Annotated in this window: 12 protein-coding genes; 3 read left to right on the top strand and 9 right to left on the bottom strand. The window is 55.4% G+C overall.

Annotated features, from left to right (window positions below; all coding sequences use genetic code 11):
- Positions 1-97: 97 nt before the first annotated feature.
- The 3 genes from mazG to rlmD all read right to left on the bottom strand — a co-directional run bounded on the left by mazG (position 98) and on the right by rlmD (position 4,547).
- Positions 98-895: a nucleoside triphosphate pyrophosphohydrolase gene (gene mazG, locus O1Q98_RS15585; RefSeq protein WP_125260490.1), complete on the bottom strand. Its 798-nt coding sequence runs from the start codon at positions 893-895 to the stop codon at positions 98-100.
- A 67-nt stretch (positions 896-962) separates the two neighbouring features.
- Positions 963-3,200, bottom strand: coding sequence for a GTP diphosphokinase (gene relA, locus O1Q98_RS15580; protein WP_125260491.1), 2,238 nt, complete (start codon positions 3,198-3,200; stop codon positions 963-965).
- 9 nt (positions 3,201-3,209) lie between these two features.
- The gene (gene rlmD / locus O1Q98_RS15575) at positions 3,210-4,547 is read right to left on the bottom strand and encodes a 23S rRNA (uracil(1939)-C(5))-methyltransferase RlmD (RefSeq protein WP_125260804.1); all 1,338 of its coding nucleotides are present in this window, start codon (positions 4,545-4,547) and stop codon (positions 3,210-3,212) included.
- A gap of 77 nt (positions 4,548-4,624) precedes the next feature.
- On the opposite strand from rlmD, the gene barA reads away from it, so the two are divergent.
- On the top strand, positions 4,625-7,393 hold the full coding sequence (barA, locus tag O1Q98_RS15570; RefSeq protein ID WP_125260492.1) for a two-component sensor histidine kinase BarA: 2,769 nt from the start codon (positions 4,625-4,627) through the stop codon (positions 7,391-7,393).
- Positions 7,394-7,604: 211 nt separating this feature from the next.
- Here the strand turns inward: barA and O1Q98_RS15565 are convergent, their stop codons facing one another.
- The 6 genes from O1Q98_RS15565 to O1Q98_RS15540 form a co-directional block, all read right to left on the bottom strand.
- Complete coding sequence (locus O1Q98_RS15565) at positions 7,605-8,747, bottom strand: glycerate kinase (RefSeq protein ID WP_125260493.1); 1,143 nt, start codon at positions 8,745-8,747, stop codon at positions 7,605-7,607.
- A gap of 181 nt (positions 8,748-8,928) precedes the next feature.
- Positions 8,929-9,819, bottom strand: a complete 891-nt coding sequence (gene garR, locus O1Q98_RS15560; RefSeq protein WP_125260494.1) for a 2-hydroxy-3-oxopropionate reductase — start codon at positions 9,817-9,819, stop codon at positions 8,929-8,931.
- Between the two features lie 55 nt (positions 9,820-9,874).
- Positions 9,875-10,645 carry a 2-dehydro-3-deoxyglucarate aldolase gene (gene garL, locus O1Q98_RS15555; RefSeq protein WP_125260495.1) on the bottom strand — a complete coding sequence of 257 codons (771 nt, stop codon included), beginning with the start codon at positions 10,643-10,645 and terminating at the stop codon, positions 9,875-9,877.
- 66 nt (positions 10,646-10,711) lie between these two features.
- Positions 10,712-12,052 carry a glucarate dehydratase gene (gene gudD / locus O1Q98_RS15550; protein WP_125260496.1) on the bottom strand — a complete coding sequence of 447 codons (1,341 nt, stop codon included), beginning with the start codon at positions 12,050-12,052 and terminating at the stop codon, positions 10,712-10,714.
- A gap of 15 nt (positions 12,053-12,067) precedes the next feature.
- Complete coding sequence (locus tag O1Q98_RS15545) at positions 12,068-13,426, bottom strand: enolase C-terminal domain-like protein (RefSeq protein WP_125260497.1); 1,359 nt, start codon at positions 13,424-13,426, stop codon at positions 12,068-12,070.
- A gap of 19 nt (positions 13,427-13,445) precedes the next feature.
- Positions 13,446-14,798, bottom strand: a complete 1,353-nt coding sequence (locus O1Q98_RS15540) for an MFS transporter (protein WP_125260498.1) — start codon at positions 14,796-14,798, stop codon at positions 13,446-13,448.
- A 514-nt stretch (positions 14,799-15,312) separates the two neighbouring features.
- Here O1Q98_RS15540 and O1Q98_RS15535 point away from each other — a divergent pair.
- Together O1Q98_RS15535 and garD are read left to right on the top strand one after the other, a co-directional pair.
- Positions 15,313-15,474, top strand: coding sequence for a hypothetical protein (locus O1Q98_RS15535; protein ID WP_164513029.1), 162 nt, complete (start codon positions 15,313-15,315; stop codon positions 15,472-15,474).
- A 122-nt stretch (positions 15,475-15,596) separates the two neighbouring features.
- Complete coding sequence (gene garD, locus O1Q98_RS15530; RefSeq protein WP_125260499.1) at positions 15,597-17,171, top strand: galactarate dehydratase; 1,575 nt, start codon at positions 15,597-15,599, stop codon at positions 17,169-17,171.
- Positions 17,172-17,293: the final 122 nt, after the last annotated feature.

The raw sequence follows: 17,293 nt of genomic DNA, 5'->3' as shown, positions 1-17,293 counted from the left end.
GCGTTAACCGTGAAAATGCATGGGCAATACCGTTTTTCTAATCAGCCGGATAGCATCAAAAATGATGTAAAATCCGGCTTTTATACAAAAAATAGCGTTAAGCTTTTTTTTCTGTGGCTTTTACCTGCTGCCAGGCCGCTTCCATTTCGGTGAGCGTCGCCTCAGAGAGCGTTTTCCCTTGGGCGCTAATGCGTTGTTCCACTTCCTGGAAACGGCGCGTAAATTTACGATTCGCCTGTTGCAGCACACTTTCGGCCTTATGCCCAAGATGGCGCGACAGATTCACCGCAGCAAACAGCATGTCACCAAGCTCTTCGGCCAGTTTTTCCTGGTCGATAACCGCTTGTTTCGCCTCAAACATCACCTCGTCGATTTCTTCATACAGCTTATCGACAACCGGCCCGAGCGTGTCCCAGTCAAAACCGACCGCCGCACAGCGTTGCTGAATTTTATGCGCCTGCATCAGCGCAGGCAGCGCCTGTGGAATGTCATCCAACTGCGAATGACGTGACTTTTCCGCCCGCTCTTGTGCTTTGGTTTGCTCCCAGTTAGCCAGCACGGCGGCGCTGTCGGTCAGTTCGGCATCACCGAAAATGTGCGGATGACGCCGCTCAAGCTTATCGCTGATGGCGTTACACACGTCAGAAAAATCAAATAACCCCTGCTCCTGCGCCATGCGCGCATAGAACACCACCTGAAACAGCAAGTCACCCAGCTCACTGCGCAGATCATCGAAATCCTTGCGGCTGATGGCATCAAGCACCTCATAGGTTTCTTCCAGCGTGTACGGGGCGATGGTGTCAAACGTCTGCTCGCAATCCCATGGGCAACCGTTTTCCGGGTCACGCAGTTGCTGCATGATGCGCAGTAAGCGTTCAATGGCAGATGAATTCATGGTAATCCTGATAATAAAATGGCAAAGGCGGGACCGGCCCGCCTTACGGTAGTAAAAACAGTATCAATCAATTGCCCTGTAAACGACGGGCGTCAATCACATCCGGCAGTTGATTGAGTTTGGCCAGCACCCGACCCAGCACCTGAAGGTTGTAGATTTCCATATCCATATCAATGGTTGCCAGTTGCTGTTTCACATCGCTGCGGCTCGATACCCCCAGCACGTTGACCTTCTCATTGGCCAAAATGGTCGTGATATCGCGCAGCAGGCCGCTGCGATCGTTGGCCGTTACCCGCACCACCAGCGAATAGCCGCTGGAGTAGCTCTCACCCCAGACCGCTTCGACAATGCGCTCCGGCGCGTGGCCGCGCAGGTCGTCGAGTTGCTCGCAGTCGGCCCGGTGGATGGAAATCCCGCGCCCTCGGGTAATAAAGCCAATGATGTCATCGCCCGGAATGGGCTGGCAGCAGCGGGCAATGTGATGCATCAGATTGCCGACCCCTTCGACCACCACCCGGCCATTGTCTTTGGCGCTGGCACGCGAGGCCGGTTGCTGGGATTTCTGGGTCAGCTGACGCAGCGCTTCGCGGTCTTGCTCCTCGGCGCTCGGCTGATTCACCTTCGATTGCAGGAAATTCACCATCTGATTCAGGCGAACATCACCGCCGCCGATGCCAGCCAGCAACTCATCCATCGAGTTCATGTTATAGCGCGGCAGTAACAGCTTTTCTGCCATTTTCAGGCTGATGCCCAGATGTTCGAGCTCATCATCCAGAATCTGTTTACCCGCCAGAATGTTTTTGTCCCTGTCTTGCTTGCGGAACCAGTTATGGATTTTGGAACGGCCACGGCTGGTGGTGATATAGCCAAGGTTCGGGTTCAGCCAGTCGCGGCTCGGGTTAGGCTGTTTTTGCGTGATAACTTCAATTTGGTCGCCCATCTGCAACTGGTAGGTAAACGGCACGATACGCCCGCCCACCTTGGCACCGATGCAACGATGGCCGATGTCGCTGTGAATGTGATAGGCAAAATCGAGCGGCGTTGAACCCGCCGGTAAATCCACCACATCCCCTTTTGGCGTAAACACATAGACGCGGTCATCAAACACCTGGCTGCGCACTTCGTCGAGCATTTCGTCCGAGTCGGCCATCTCTTCTTGCCAGGCCAGCAGTTTACGCAGCCAGGCAATGCGCTCTTCATAACCAGAACGCACGCCGGTGGCGGTGCCTTCTTTGTACTTCCAGTGCGCCGCGACGCCGAGTTCAGCATCCTCATGCATTTGTCGGGTGCGGATTTGAATCTCCAGCGTTTTGCCGCCCGGCCCCAACACCACGGTATGAATCGACTGATAGCCGTTCGGTTTGGGGTTGGCAACATAGTCATCGAACTCATCCGGCAGATGGCGATAGTGGGTGTGTACAATCCCGAGCGCGGCATAGCAATCTTGCAAACGCTCAACCACGATACGCACCGCGCGCACATCGAATAACTCATCAAATGACAGCGCTTTTTTCTGCATTTTGCGCCAAATGCTGTAGATGTGCTTGGGGCGACCGTAGACTTCCGCCTTTACGCCCTCCTGCACCATCGACGTGCGCAGATTTTTAACAAAATCATCAATGTATTGCTCACGGTCGATACGCCGCTCGTGCAGCAGTTTGGCAATACGCTTGTATTCATCCGGGTGCAGATAGCGGAAACAGAAATCCTCCAGTTCCCACTTAAGCTGGCCGATACCCAGCCGGTTCGCCAGCGGGGCATAGATATTGGTACACTCTTTGGCCGCCAGTACGCGCTCTTCTTCCGGCGCATCCTTGACTTCACGCAGGTGGGCGATACGTTCCGCCAGCTTTATCACCACGCAACGGAAATCTTCCACCATGGCCAGCAACATGCGGCGAATATTATCCACCTGCTCAGAGGCCATCGAATCATGCTGGGTGGCTTTAAGCTGGCGGATCGCATCCATATCGCGCACACCGTGCACCAGATTGACAATATTCTTGCCAAAGGTTTCCCGCAGCGTCTCTTCATCCACCACATTGGCGTTCGCCAACGGAAACAGCATCGCCGCGCGCATGCTGTCGTTATCCATGCTCAGTGTTGAGAGAATTTCCACCATTTCGATACCCCGCCACAGCAGTAGCATCGCATCCGGGTGTCCCTCTGTTTTCTCTTCACAATAGCGCCAGGTTTCCGCCAGGCGCTCACAGGCCAGCTTACTGGCGATGCCCAGCGAGGCAATCCACGCATCCGGTACGAACTTGCCTTCGGTATTTAAATGCGCACTTCTTACCGCAACCATAATTTCTCCCTACTTTACCGAGCTATCGGAATCAAGCAAAAACAGTGCCATAGACTCAAGATGCCCTGTATGTGGAAACATATCCAGCATGGCCAACCGGGCCAGACGATAACCTGCGGCCATGAGCACCTTGCTGTCCCGCGCGAGCGTAGTGGGGTTACAGGATATATACACGACCCGGCGTGGCGCGAGCTTCACAAGCTGCGGCATCACCGCCGACGCACCTGCGCGAGCCGGGTCAAGCAATACTTTATCAAATCCCATCGATGCCCACGGCTGGCGTGTCACATCCTCTTCCAGATTATGCAGATAAAATGTGGTGTGCGACGCCACTCCATTACGGCTGGCATTCTCACGCCCTTTCTCAACCAGCGCCGCCACGCCTTCAACCCCGACGACGCTACCTGCGCGTTGGGCGAGCGGCAGCGTAAAATTGCCCATCCCACAGAACAGATCCAGCACCCGGTCTTGCGCCTGAGGGTCAAGCCAGGTCAACGCCTGCTCCACCATTCGCTGGTTAATCTCATCATTAACCTGAATAAAATCGCGCGGGCTAAATGTCAGCGACAGGCCATGAATACGATAAGACGGCGGTTCACCGTGCAGGCACGTTAAAGTATCGGCTTGCGCGGCGCTAAACATCCCCACGGCGTGGTGCTGTGCAAATGCGCTTAACGCAAGCTGGTCTGCGTCACATAACGGGTCAAGATGGCGCAAAATCACCAACGGGCTCTGCTCTGCCAGCACCAGCTCAACATGCCCCAGCCGACGCACGGCTTTTAAGCCTGCCAGACACGCTCGTAACGGTGCGAGCAGCGCCTCCAGCTCCGGGCGCAGTATCGGACAGGCGGCAATATCCACCAACTCATGCGATCCCGCCTGCCGATAGCCCATCAACAGACGTTGGCTTTTGGCGTGATAGTATATCGCAAGGCGTGCGCGACGGCGGTAGGCGTATGAGGCTCCCGAAATCACCTCGGGTTCAGGCACATCGCTGGCCGTTTCACGCATCATCAAATGGCGCAGCGCCGCCGCTTTACTACGCTGCTGTAGCGATGCGCTGGCATGTTGTTGTTGGCAACCGCCGCAAACCGCCGCATGAGCGCACCGGGGAGCGACGCGCTCATCGCTGGTGGTCAACAATCGGCAGAGCCGGGCATGGGCGTATTGGCGTTTGTCCTGAGTGATTTGGACTTCCGCCTGCTCGCCCGGTAATACGCCAGGGATAAATAGCGTCTTCCCTTGATGGCGAGCTACCCCCTGTCCGAAAGAGTCCAGATCATTCACCGTCACGGTAAGTGTTTGCCGGGTCGTCACGCGCCGGTTTGGAGAGTAGAATTGCGCCATAAGTGTGCTGTCAGTGATGTAATGAAATTGTCGATTGAATGGAATAGTCGTCTTTAATTGTCCCACATTGGAACCCCATGACCAAATACAGTCTTCGCGCACGCATGATGATTCTGATACTGGCACCGACAATGCTTATCGGACTGTTGCTCAGTAGCTTCTTTGTCATTCATCGCTACAACCAGTTACAGGATCAACTGGCTGACGCCGGGGCCAGCATTATCAAGCCACTGGCGGTGAACAGCGCCTATGCATTAAGCCAGCGTCAACCCGAATCGCTGCGTGAACTGGTGAGTATGTTGCACCGCCATCACTCCGATATGGTGCGGGCGATTAGCGTGTTTGATGCACGTAACCAATTGATCGTCACCAGTAACGCCAGCAACCCACACAGTCAGTGGTTACAGGTGCCAGCGGGGAATCCCTTACCAACCGTCATGCGCGTGCAGAACGAAGAAGGCTGCCTGATCCTGCAAATGCCTATCGACAATGAAAACGGCATCAGCACTAGCACGCCGGTCAGCCGTCAGGCTCCGATGGGGTATGTCGCCGTCGAGCTGGATCTCAACTCCATCCGACTCCAGCAATATCGCGAAATGTTCATGGCGGCCATGTTACTCCTGTTCTGCATGGGCATTGCGATGTTGCTGGCGTATCGGTTAATGCGCGATGTGACGATTCCCATCCGCAACATGGTCGAAACGGTTGATCGTATTCGCCGAGGCCAGTTGGACAGCCGGGTGGAAGGGCACATGCTGGGCGAGCTGGATATGCTGAAAAACGGCATCAACTCCATGGCTATGTCGTTGACCGCTTACCATGAGGAAATGCAGCAGAATATCGACCAGGCGACTTATGATTTGCGTGAAACCCTTGAGCAGATGGAGATCCAGAACGTGGAACTGGATCTGGCGAAAAAACGGGCTCAGGAGGCAGCGCGGATCAAATCCGAATTCCTCGCCAATATGTCACATGAATTACGCACGCCGCTCAATGGCGTTATCGGCTTTACCCGCCAGACGCTGAAAACCCAGCTCACCGCCACGCAGAAAGATTATCTGCAAACCATTGAGCGCTCGGCCAACAACTTGCTCAATATCATCAATGACGTGCTGGATTTCTCAAAGCTGGAAGCCGGTAAACTGGTGCTGGAAAATATTCCCTTCTCGCTGCATAACACCCTTGATGAGGTGATTATTCTGCTAACGCATACCGCTCATGAAAAGGGGCTGGAGCTAACGCTAAACATTCAGCACGATGTGCCTGAACAATTCGTCGGCGACCCGCTGCGCTTACAGCAAATCATCACCAACCTGCTGGGTAATGCGATTAAATTTACCGAGCACGGCAACATTGATATCCGTATCGAAAAACGTCGTCAGGAAAACCAGCAGGTATTGCTGGAAGTGCAAATCAAAGATACCGGCATTGGCATTGCTGAAGCGCAACAGGCACAGCTATTTCAGGCATTTCGTCAGGCGGATACCAGCATTTCACGCCAGCACGGTGGCACCGGGCTCGGTCTGGTGATTACGCAGCGGCTGGTGCGGGAAATGGGCGGAGACATCAGCTTTCACAGTAAACTTAACCATGGCACGACGTTCTGGTGCACGATTACGTTGCAATTGAACCCGCACATGCCGGGGCCCGGCTATCACTTTGACAATTTGCACGGTAAACACCTGGCGTATGTCGAGTCCAACCCGGCGGCTGCACAGGCGACATTGGATATTCTGGTACACACGCCGCTGACGGTCAGCTATAGCCCGACGCTTGAGCAGTTGCCTGAGCGTACCTTTGATATCCTGCTCATTGGCGTTCCCATTCGCTATCGCAACACCTTGCTGGATTTTACCCCGCTTATTCGCGATTTTTGCCGCCTGTCGCCCTGTGTGATGCTGGCGTTGCCCAGCATGGCCGAAATGGAAGCCGAGCAGCTAAAATCATTCGGCGTTCATGCCTGCCTGAGCAAGCCGGTTAGCGCGCCTCGTCTGCTCCCGCTGCTGCAAAGCAGTTACCAACACCATCAGGACGACAGCAATGCCGCCGCCTCGCCTGCGGTGCCGGTTTTACCCAACCGTCTGCCGCTGAGTGTCATGGCCGTGGATGACAACCCGGCTAACCTGAAACTTATCGGCGCGCTGTTGGAGGAGCAGGTTGAGCACATCACACTGTGTGAAAGCGGCGCAGATGCGATTGCCAGAGCGCAGCAACAAACGCTGGATATCATCCTGATGGATATCCAAATGCCGTTGATGGACGGCCTGCAAACCAGCGAACGTATTCGTCGATTACCGCATCATGCCCAAACACCTATCGTGGCGGTCACGGCGCATACCATGAGTGGGGAGCGCGAGTTGCTGCTGCAATCGGGCATGGATGATTATCTCTCAAAGCCAATTGACGAGCAGATGCTGCGCCAGACCCTATTGCGCCACGCTCATTATCCACAGCGCGGCGCCGTTACGCTCCCGCCGCCCCCGCCAACGCCGGTCTCCCCGCTGTCGCTGGACTGGGATTTGGCGTTGCGTCAGGCGGCCAGTAAACCCGATCTGGCACGCGACCTGTTAGGTATGTTGCTCGACTCGCTGCCCGATATTCGGGTACAGGTCGAGGCGACGCTCGCAGGCTCTCCGCCTGATAATCTGCTGGATATCATTCACAAACTGCACGGCAGTTGCAGTTACAGCGGCGTGCCGCGCTTAAAACAGATCTGTTATTGCCTTGAGCAAGCGCTGCGTAAAGGCACGGCTATTGACGAACTTGAACCGGAGTGGCTGGAACTGATGGATGAAATGACTAACGTAGACAATGCTGCGCGCAAGCGTCTGGCCGTTGCGGGTTAAGGCGGCAACCGGCAGGCACGCCAATCAGCGCTGCGCCTGCCGAAGGGTTACAGAATACGGTTCGCACCAAGGGCAAAGGCGGCGCGACCGTGACAATGCATGTCGCAGTCGCAGTCGCAGATAGCGTCATCCTGTATACGCTATCAAACGATATGCGCCATCAAACGGTATACCCAATTAAACGGTATATTCGATCAAACGGTATATTCGATCAAACGATCGTACGCGCCAGTTTTAGGGTAGCGGCAATATTGCGCGCCGTCATACGCACATTGTCAGCGGCATTATCCAGCGCCTCTTCCAGCGAGCAAATGGAGTAAAGCACGCTGAATACCGCATCGAGGCCGTGATCATGAACAACGCCGACATCCGCCGTCAGGCTACCCGCAATACCAATGACCGGCTTTTGATAACGTTTGGCAACACGCGCAACGCCAATCGGTACTTTACCGTGAATCGTCTGGCTGTCGATGCGGCCTTCACCGGTAATGACCAGCGAAGCATCGCGCACCAGCTCATCAAGCCCCAGCGCTTCTGTCACAATCTCAATACCCCGACGCAGCTCAGCTCCGCAAAACGCCAGCAATGCAGCGCCCATTCCCCCGGCAGCTCCCGAACCGGGCACCTGTTCGACATCGATATCAAGACACTGGCGAATCACCGCCGCATAATGTTGCAACGCCTGATCCAGCTGTTCAACCATCGGCCCGGTCGCCCCTTTTTGCGGCCCGAACACGGCTGATGCGCCCTGCGGCCCGGTCAACGGGTTGGTGACATCGCAGGCAACCTCAAAACGGCACTGACGAATGCGGGGGTCGAGCGACTGGGTATCAATGTGAACAAGCCGCGATAATTCCGCACCGCCGAACGCCAGCGGTTGCTGCTGCTCATCCAGCAAACGAACCCCTAGCGCCTGCATCATGCCTGCGCCGCCATCATTGGTGGCGCTGCCGCCGATGCCGATAATGCAGTGCCTGACGCCATGATCCAGAGCACAACGAATCAACTCACCGGTACCGTAACTGGTGGTGAGCAGTGGGTTACGCTGGTGTGAGGGCACGCGCTCCAGCCCGCTCGCTGCCGCCATTTCAATAAAGGCGGTTTTTTCATCACCCGACAGGCCGAAAAACGCCTCGATAGTATCCCCCAGCGGGCCGGTGACATTAACCTTCACGATTTTACCGTGGGTGGCCGCCACCATAGCTTCCACGGTACCTTCTCCGCCATCGGCGACAGGCAGCTTCACATAGTTTGCATCGGGAAACACTTCCCGAAAACCAGCTTCAATCTGTGTAGCCACTTCCTGAGCGGATAGGCTCTCTTTATAAGAATCCGGTGCGATCACTATTTTCATAAACGACTCGCGTCATCAACTCCCCGCGCACAGGCCGTGACGCCGCCTGAAACCGGCACGGGTCAAAATATTGTGTCAATCGGGCGGCAGCGCCGCCCTGTCAACTACCGAGTGGCTTCCACGTAACCGGGTGACGTGTATTGATTGGCCGGCGACTCTGCGTTGACCGGCCAATACCCACTTAGCGGGTCACTTCCACTTTCGCCAGCTTCTCGTAGTAACGCGCCAGCGCACTGTGGTCAGCGGCTCCCAGGTCATCGGCCTTGAGCGCCTGCATCATTTCCATCACCGCCGCCGTCAGTGGCAGTTGCGCGCCAACGCCGTGCGAGGTATCCAGCGCATTCGCCAGATCTTTAATATGCAGATCGATACGGAAACCCGGCTTAAAATTGCGATCCATCACCATCGGCGCTTTGGCATCCAGCACAGTGCTGCCAGCCAGACCGCCGCGAATCGCCTGGTATACCAAGTCAGGATTGACACCCGCTTTGGTTGCCAGCACCAATGCTTCTGACATGGCCGCAATATTCAGCGCCACGATAACCTGGTTCGCAAGCTTAGTGACGTTACCCGCGCCAATATCACCGGTATGCACCACGGAACCCGCCATCGCTTTCATGACGTCATAGCAGCGCTCAAACACCGCTTTGTCGCCGCCCACCATGACCGACAGCGTACCGTCGATGGCTTTCGGCTCACCGCCGCTGACCGGCGCATCCAGCATCTCGACGCCTTTCTCCGCCAGTGCCGTCGCAATTTCGCGGCTGGCCAGCGGCGCAATAGAACTCATATCAATGACGATGGTGCCTTTACGCGCGCCGTCAATCACGCCGTTCTCACCCAAGACCACCTCTTTCACATGCGGTGAGTTGGGCAGCATGGTGATAACGATATCGCTCTGTTCTGCTACGGCTTTCGGCGTGGCAACAGAGGTTGCACCGGCAGCAACAACATCAGCAACCGCTTCACTATTTCTGTCCAGCACTACCAATGAGTAACCTGCTTTAATCAGGTTTTTACTCATTGGTTTGCCCATAATACCCAGCCCAATAAAACCAATTTTCATTGCGATAACCTCAGTGTCTATTCAATGTAAGCAGTCGGCCGCTGCGGCCCTGACATGCCGGTCACGATTTAAATTTGTCGCACAGCGCCTGTGTCGATGCGCGAAATACGCCCAGATCGCTGCCCACGGCGACAAAGCTGGCTCCCCACTCAAGATAGCGGCGGGCATCCGCTTCAACCGGCGCCAGAATGCCGCTCGGTTTACCGTGCGCCGCTGCGCGATCGAAAATATGGCGAATCACTTTTTGCACTTCAGGGTGATTGGGCTGGCCCAGATAGCCTAATGCCGCCGACAAATCACCGGGGCCGACAAAAATGCCATCGACGCCGTCAACGGCGGCAATCGCATCCAGGTTGTCCACCCCTTCTTGCGTTTCTATCTGCACCAGCACCGTAATGTTGTCGTTAATGGTGGCAAAATAGTTCGGCTCCGTGCCGTAAGCGTTGCTGCGATGCCCGACGGAAACACCACGGATACCTTCAGGCGGGTAACGGGTAGACGCCACTGCACGTACCGCATCCTCCTCGGTCTCAACAAACGGGATCAGCAGGTTATAAAAACCGATATCCAACAGGCGCTTAATCACGACCGGCTCATTGCAAGGCGGGCGCACCACCGGCGCGCTACGGCTGCCTTTTAACGCCATGAGCTGTGGAATAAAGGTGGTGATATCATTCGGCGCGTGTTCGCCATCCAGTACCAGCCAGTCAAACCCTGCCAGCCCCAGTACCTCGGTAGAAATCGGATTAGCCAGCGCACACCAGCAGCCGATCAGGGTTTTTCCCTGACGTAAATCCTGGCGAAACAGATTAGGTAACAGTGGCGTTTTCATCTTTTATCCTTACTCGCTTACCGCGCCGCCCACATGGACGGCGCTGTCATGAATGAATCAGGTCGATTAACGAACCAAACACGGGCGTTTGTTATCAAACGTCCAGCCGGGGATCAGGTATTGCATGCCAACGGCATCGTTACGCGCGCCTAATCCCATGTTTTTATAGCGCTCATGAGCCTGCATCACCTGTTCCATATCCAGTTCGATACCCAGACCCGGGCGCTTCGGTACTTCGACTTTACCGCCCACAATTTGCAGCGGCTCTTTGGTCAGGCGCTGATTGCCTTCTTGCCAAATCCAATGGGTGTCGATAGCGGTTATCTGCCCCGGCGCGGCGGCCGCGACATGGGTAAACATCGCCAGTGAAATATCAAAATGGTTGTTGGAGTGAGAACCCCAGGTCAGGCCCCATTCGTGGCACATCTGAGCGACGCGCACGGAACCCTGCATCGTCCAGAAATGCGGGTCAGCCAATGGGATATCGACAGATTGCAGGGAGAGAGTGTGGCCCATTTGCCGCCAGTCAGTGGCAATCATGTTAGTGGCGGTAGGCAGCCCGGTCGCACGGCGGAACTCCGCCATTACTTCACGCCCGGAGAAGCCCTGTTCTGCGCCGCACGGGTCTTCTGCATAGGCCAGTACGCCACGCAGTTGTTTACCGAGACGAATCGCCTCCTCCAGTGACCAGGCACCGTTCGGGTCAAGCGTAATGCGCGCCTGCGGGAAGCGTTTTGCCAGCGCCGTTACCGCTTCAGCCTCTTCGCTGCCCGCCAACACGCCGCCTTTGAGTTTGAAATCATTAAAGCCGTATTTTTCATATGCGGCTTCCGCCAGCCTGACCACCGCTTCTGGCGTCAACGCCACGTCATGGCGCAGGCGATACCAATCGCACGGGTCATTCGGCTGGCTTTGATACGGCAGATCGGTCTTGTTGCGATCGCCGATATAAAACAGATAGCCCAGCATTTCCACCGCATCGCGCTGCTGACCATCGCCCAGCAAGGCGGCAACCGGCACGTTCAGGAACTGCCCCAGCAAATCAAGCATTGCGGCTTCAATACCGGTGACGACGTGAATGGTGGTGCGCAGGTCGAAGGTTTGCAGACCACGGCCCGACGCATCGCGTTCAGCGAACTGATTGCGCACCTGATTCATGACATTTTTGTATTCGCCAAGCGCCTTGCCCACCACCAACACCGACGCATCTTCCAGCGTCTGGCGAATCGCTTCACCACCGGGGATCTCGCCCACGCCGGTGTGCCCGGCATTGTCTTTGAGGATAACGATATTACGGGTGAAATAAGGCGCATGCGCCCCGCTAAGATTAAGCAACATGCTGTCGTGCCCGGCGACAGGAATAACCTGCATCTGAGTAATAACCGGAGTAGAACTTTGCGACGTCATGAGGATTTCCTTCTATTAAAACGTTGAATGCTTAGGTAGTTCACGTCCGAATACCGGGCGCTTACGATCAAATGTCCAGCCGGGGATCAGGTACTGCATTGCCGTTGCGTCATTACGCGCACCAGCAGGCAATGCTTTGTAGAGCGCATGGGCTTTCATCACTTGCTCCATGTCCAGCTCGACGCCCAGCCCCGGTTTTTCTGGCACCTTGATTTTGCCGTTAACAATTTGCAGCGGTTCACGCGTCAGGTGCTGACCCTCCTGCCAGATCCAGTGAGTATCAATGGCGGTCGGGTTGCCCGGCACGGCTGCGCCGACGTGGGTGAACATCGCCAGTGAAATGTCGAAATGGTTATTGGAGTGGCAGCCCCAGGTCAGTCCCCACTCGTCGCACAGTTGCGCCACGCGCACCGCGCCGTGCATCGTCCAGAAATGCGGGTCAGCCAGCGGAATATCCACCGATTGCAGCATCACCGAGTGGTGCAGCTCACGCCAGTTGGTGGCAATCATGTTAGTGGCGACCGGCAGCCCGGTGGCGCGGCGGAACTCCGCCATCACTTCACGCCCGGAGAACCCCTGCTCTGCGCCACACGGGTCTTCCGCGTAGGTCAGCACGCCATTTAAGCCCTTGCACAGGCGAATCGCTTCATCAAGCAGCCAGGCACCGTTCGGGTCTACCGTGATACGTGCATCCGGGAAGCGGGCTTTCAGCGCTTTAGCGGTGTCGATTTCCATCTCTCCCGGCAGCACGCCGCCTTTGAGTTTGAAATCTTTAAACCCGTAACGATCGGCGGCAGCCTGCGCCAGGTTCACCACCGCGTCACTGCTCATCGCCTTCTGGTGACGTAAGTGATACCACTCATGTTTACCTGTCTCACCGGCCTGATACGGCAAATCCGTTCTGGTGCGATCGCCGATATAGAACAGATACCCCAGCACCGTGACTTCATCGCGCTGTTTGCCTGGCCCCAGTAATTCGGCGACTGGTACGTTCAGGTGCTTGCCGAGCAAGTCCAGCAACGCCGCCTCAAGCGCCGCCACAGCGTTGACGCGCAGCTCAAACGTCCAGGCTCCTTTACCGAAGGAGTCAAAATCGGATGACTGGTTGCCTTTGTGGATCTGATGCACCAGATGGTTCATGCGCGCCACCTGCGCCCCGACAACCTGCGGGATCGCCGCCGTCAGCGTTTGGTAGATAACTTCGCCGCCGGGCGCTTCACCGACGCCGGTATGCCCGGCGTTATCTTTCAGAATGACAATATTGCGGGTAAAAAATGCATTATGCGCGCCACCGATATTCATCAACATGCTGTCATACCCGGCAACCGGTATAACCTGCATCTCGGTAATAATTGGCGTGTCTTGTGTGCTCATCTTTTCATCCTCACCCGGATCACTGGGGTTTATACGGTTTCAGTTCGATACGTTTGATGTCTTGTACGATAAACAAGAAACTCAGAATCGCGACAAACGCATGGATACCGACATACACCAGGCCGCCGTTAAACGAGCCGGTCGCGCCAACGATATAACCAATCGCAATCGGTGTGACGATGCCGGAAATGTTACCGAACATATTGAACAGGCCGCCGCTCAAGCCGCTGATTTCCTTCGGTGCCGTATCCGCCATCACCGCCCAACCCAGCGCGCCGATGCCTTTACCGAAGAAGGCGGCAGCCATCACCGCAATCACCACCCACTCGGTGGTGACGTAGTTACAAATCACCATCGACATCGAGAGCAACATGCCCAGCACAATCGGTGTTTTACGAGCCAGCGTCAGCGACTGGGTGCGACGCATCAGGTAATCGGAAATGACCCCGCCAAGCACCCCGCCGACGAATCCGCAAATCGCCGGAATCGATGCCACAAACCCGGCTTTAAGAATCGACATGCCGCGAGCCTGCACCAGATAAACCGGGAACCAGGTAATGAAGAAGTAGGTCAGCGCATTGATGCAGTATTGACCGAGATACACCCCCATCATCATGCGGGAGGTCAGCAATTGCTTAATTTGATGCCATTTTTCACCGCGAGCGACCTCTTTCTTGGCCGCAGCGGCATCCATGTTCACCAATGCGCCACCGGCTTCGATGTACTCCAGTTCGGCTTTATTGACACCGGGGTGATCTTTCGGGTCGTGAATCATCTTAAGCCACAAGAAGCTGATGATGATGCCAAGGCCGCCCATGAACCAGAACACATGCGACCAACCCACTTCGTGAGTCAGCCAGCCCATGATGGGAGCGAAGATAACCGTTGCGAAGTATTGCGCGGAGTTAAAAATAGCCACTGCTGTACCGCGCTCCTGAGCCGGGAACCAGGCCGCCACAATGCGACTGTTGCCGGGGAAAGAGGGGGATTCGCACAACCCCACCATAAAACGCAGCATAAACAAGGAAACGACAATCGCTGAACCGTGGAAAAGATCCACAAACCCTTGCAACAGGGTAAACAGCGACCAGCTGAAGATACTCCAGAAGTAAACGCGCTTGGAGCCGAAGCGGTCAAGCAACCAGCCGCCTGGAATCTGCCCGATGACATAGGCCCAGGAGAATGCGGAGAAGATATACCCCATGCCGACCGCATCGAGTCCGATTTCTTTGGACATCGCCGAGCCGGCAATAGAGATGGTGGCACGATCGCCATAATTGAATGACGTGACAATAAACAGCATCACGACAATCCAGTAACGGGCGTTGGTTTTCTTTTGTAATACGCCTGTCGCTGTGCTGACAGTATTCATATGATGAACTCCTATTTTAAGCGTTTCCTGCTTCAACTGCGCAGGAGAGCCTGGATAACAGTTAGCTCATTCATTCCGAATAACAAAACGGTGTAGGGTTGGGTTATCAGAATGAAATCAAGAGTCGGTAATGGTTCAAAACGTGTACGACCGAGCAAGGTCACGAACAGAACAGCGAAAAGAAACCACAACACCTCTTCGACTTCTGGGAAAGATTATACGGGGCGTCACCGGGCGGCTCACTGGACAAGAACCCAACAATAAACACCATTAACGAATCAAATTATGGCAATCGCCCAAATCACTGGGAGTCATTTCACGAAAACCCGCAATATGCCCCTCCTTGCCCGATGCCCCGCCCCATCATCTGCGCCACGAGTAGGCCACAGGTGGGATGACGAGGCATGAGCATAAAAGTGTTGAAATAAAGCTAAGGCCTTGAAATAAACGTATTGGAATAAAGGTATTGGAATGACGCTGTTGGAATAAGAGAAGAGCAAATGGCTAAAAGTCTATGGGTACGCCGTTGATTCCGCTGCCACAAGAACAGGGCAGCGCCCGCCATAGCCCGGTAATCCCGTCATTGCCCGGTAATAATGTGACAGGATTCACTGCACCTTGTTTCTTCGCCAGAGAAATTAAACGCCATGCCAAAGGATGTCAGTCAATTGCATAATGTCAGGCGGTAATGCGCTCACCTATACTGATGCCGAGCAATGTCATCACGACAGCAACAGTGAAAATAAACCGCATGTTATCCGTCCCATCATTGTTATCACATTCATGAAGGTCAGTACCATGTCAGCACATTCATCACATGGAGTGGCTAACGAACGGCCGCTTTATATCAAGGTTCATGACTCTGACAATGTCGCTATTGTCGTGAACAATCATGGACTGAAAGCCGGTACGCAATTCCCTTGTGGGTTGGAATTACAAGAACATGTGCCGCAAGGCCATAAAGTCGCGCTGGTGGATATTGCCAATGCCGGCCCCATCATCCGTTATGGCGAAATTATCGGTTATGCGCTGCGAGAGATTAAGCGCGGCTGTTGGATAGATGAATCGCTGGTGGCGCTACCGAGCGCGCCAGCCCTGGAGAGCCTGCCGCTGGCCACCAAAGTGCCTGCGCCTCTGCCGCCGCTGGAGGGGTATACCTTTGCAGGCTACCGCAATCCAGACGGCAGCGTCGGTACGAAAAACCTGCTGGGCATTACCACCAGCGTGCATTGTGTGGCGGGCGTCGTCGATTATGTGGTGAACCTGATAGAGCGGGATTTACTGCCGCGTTATCCAAACGTCGATGGCGTGGTTGCACTGAATCATCTCTATGGTTGTGGAGTGGCGATTAACGCACCGGCGGCGGTTGTCCCCATTCGTACTATTCACAATCTGGCGCTTAACCCGAATTTTGGTGGCGAAGTGCTGGTGGTTGGCCTTGGGTGTGAAAAACTTCAGCCTGAACGCTTGCTGCAAGGTACGCCGGATGTACAAGCCATCTCACTGGACGACACCAGCATTGTGCGTTTGCAAGATGAGCACCACATTGGCTTCAAATCCATGGTGGATGACATTCTGGCAATGGCCGATAAACACCTGCAACGGCTGAATGCGCGCCAGCGGGAAACCGTTCCGGCCAGTGAATTGGTCGTCGGGATGCAGTGTGGCGGCAGCGATGCCTTTTCCGGCGTCACGGCAAACCCGGCGGTTGGATTTGCGTCTGACCTGCTGGTGCGCTGCGGTGCCACGGTGATGTTTTCTGAAGTCACCGAAGTGCGGGACGCGATTCATTTGCTCACGCCGCGCGCTATCAATGAAGACGTGGGCAAACGGCTGCTCGAAGAGATGGCCTGGTATGACGACTATCTGGATAGCGGCAAGACGGATCGCAGCGCGAACCCCTCGCCCGGCAATAAAAAAGGCGGGCTGGCGAACGTGGTAGAAAAAGCGCTGGGGTCGATTGCCAAATCCGGCACCAGTGCCATTGTCGAAGTTCTCTCCCCCGGCCAACGCCCGAGCAAACGTGGTTTGATTTACGCCGCCACGCCAGCCAGCGATTTTGTTTGCGGAACCCAGCAACTGGCCTCCGGCATCACCGTACAGGTATTTACCACCGGTCGCGGCACCCCTTACGGGCTCAAAGCTGTCCCCGTGATCAAAATGGCGACTCGCACCGATCTGGCGCAACGCTGGCATGACCTGATGGATATCAACGCTGGCACCATTGCAACCGGTGACGCCACCATTGAAGACGTCGGCTGGCAGTTGTTTGAGTTTATTCTGGACATCGCCAGCGGCAGGAAAACCACCTGGTCAGATCAATGGGGATTACATAACGCGCTGTCGGTTTTCAACCCAGCGCCTGTGACCTAAGTCGCGACAGAAGTGGTGACATCATAAGTGGTGACATAAGTAGTGACATAAATAGCGCGCACCACATCCCGGCAAGCGCCGTCGCACATCTTTCGTCGTACACCCGCTGACGCGACAGCGCC

This window comes from Dickeya lacustris, assembly GCF_029635795.1.
Taxonomy (GTDB): Bacteria; Pseudomonadota; Gammaproteobacteria; order Enterobacterales; family Enterobacteriaceae; genus Dickeya; species Dickeya lacustris.
Note: the sequence above shows the minus strand (reverse complement) of the source record. Positions and strands in the feature narration are given on the sequence as shown.

Bases quoted from the DNA above. Each gene is read 5' to 3' on its own strand.
- garD (WP_125260499.1), top strand. From the start codon at position 15,597: ATGTCAGCACATTCATCACATGGAGTGGCTAACGAACGGCCGCTTTAT.
- O1Q98_RS15535 (WP_164513029.1), top strand. From the start codon at position 15,313: ATGGGTACGCCGTTGATTCCGCTGCCACAAGAACAGGGCAGCGCCCGC.
- O1Q98_RS15545 (WP_125260497.1), bottom strand. From the start codon at position 13,426: ATGAGCACACAAGACACGCCAATTATTACCGAGATGCAGGTTATACCG.
- garL (WP_125260495.1), bottom strand. From the start codon at position 10,645: ATGAAAACGCCACTGTTACCTAATCTGTTTCGCCAGGATTTACGTCAG.
- gudD (WP_125260496.1), bottom strand. From the start codon at position 12,052: ATGACGTCGCAAAGTTCTACTCCGGTTATTACTCAGATGCAGGTTATT.
- mazG (WP_125260490.1), bottom strand. From the start codon at position 895: ATGAATTCATCTGCCATTGAACGCTTACTGCGCATCATGCAGCAACTG.
- rlmD (WP_125260804.1), bottom strand. From the start codon at position 4,547: ATGGCGCAATTCTACTCTCCAAACCGGCGCGTGACGACCCGGCAAACA.
- O1Q98_RS15540 (WP_125260498.1), bottom strand. From the start codon at position 14,798: ATGAATACTGTCAGCACAGCGACAGGCGTATTACAAAAGAAAACCAAC.
- O1Q98_RS15565 (WP_125260493.1), bottom strand. From the start codon at position 8,747: ATGAAAATAGTGATCGCACCGGATTCTTATAAAGAGAGCCTATCCGCT.
- relA (WP_125260491.1), bottom strand. From the start codon at position 3,200: ATGGTTGCGGTAAGAAGTGCGCATTTAAATACCGAAGGCAAGTTCGTA.
- barA (WP_125260492.1), top strand. From the start codon at position 4,625: ATGACCAAATACAGTCTTCGCGCACGCATGATGATTCTGATACTGGCA.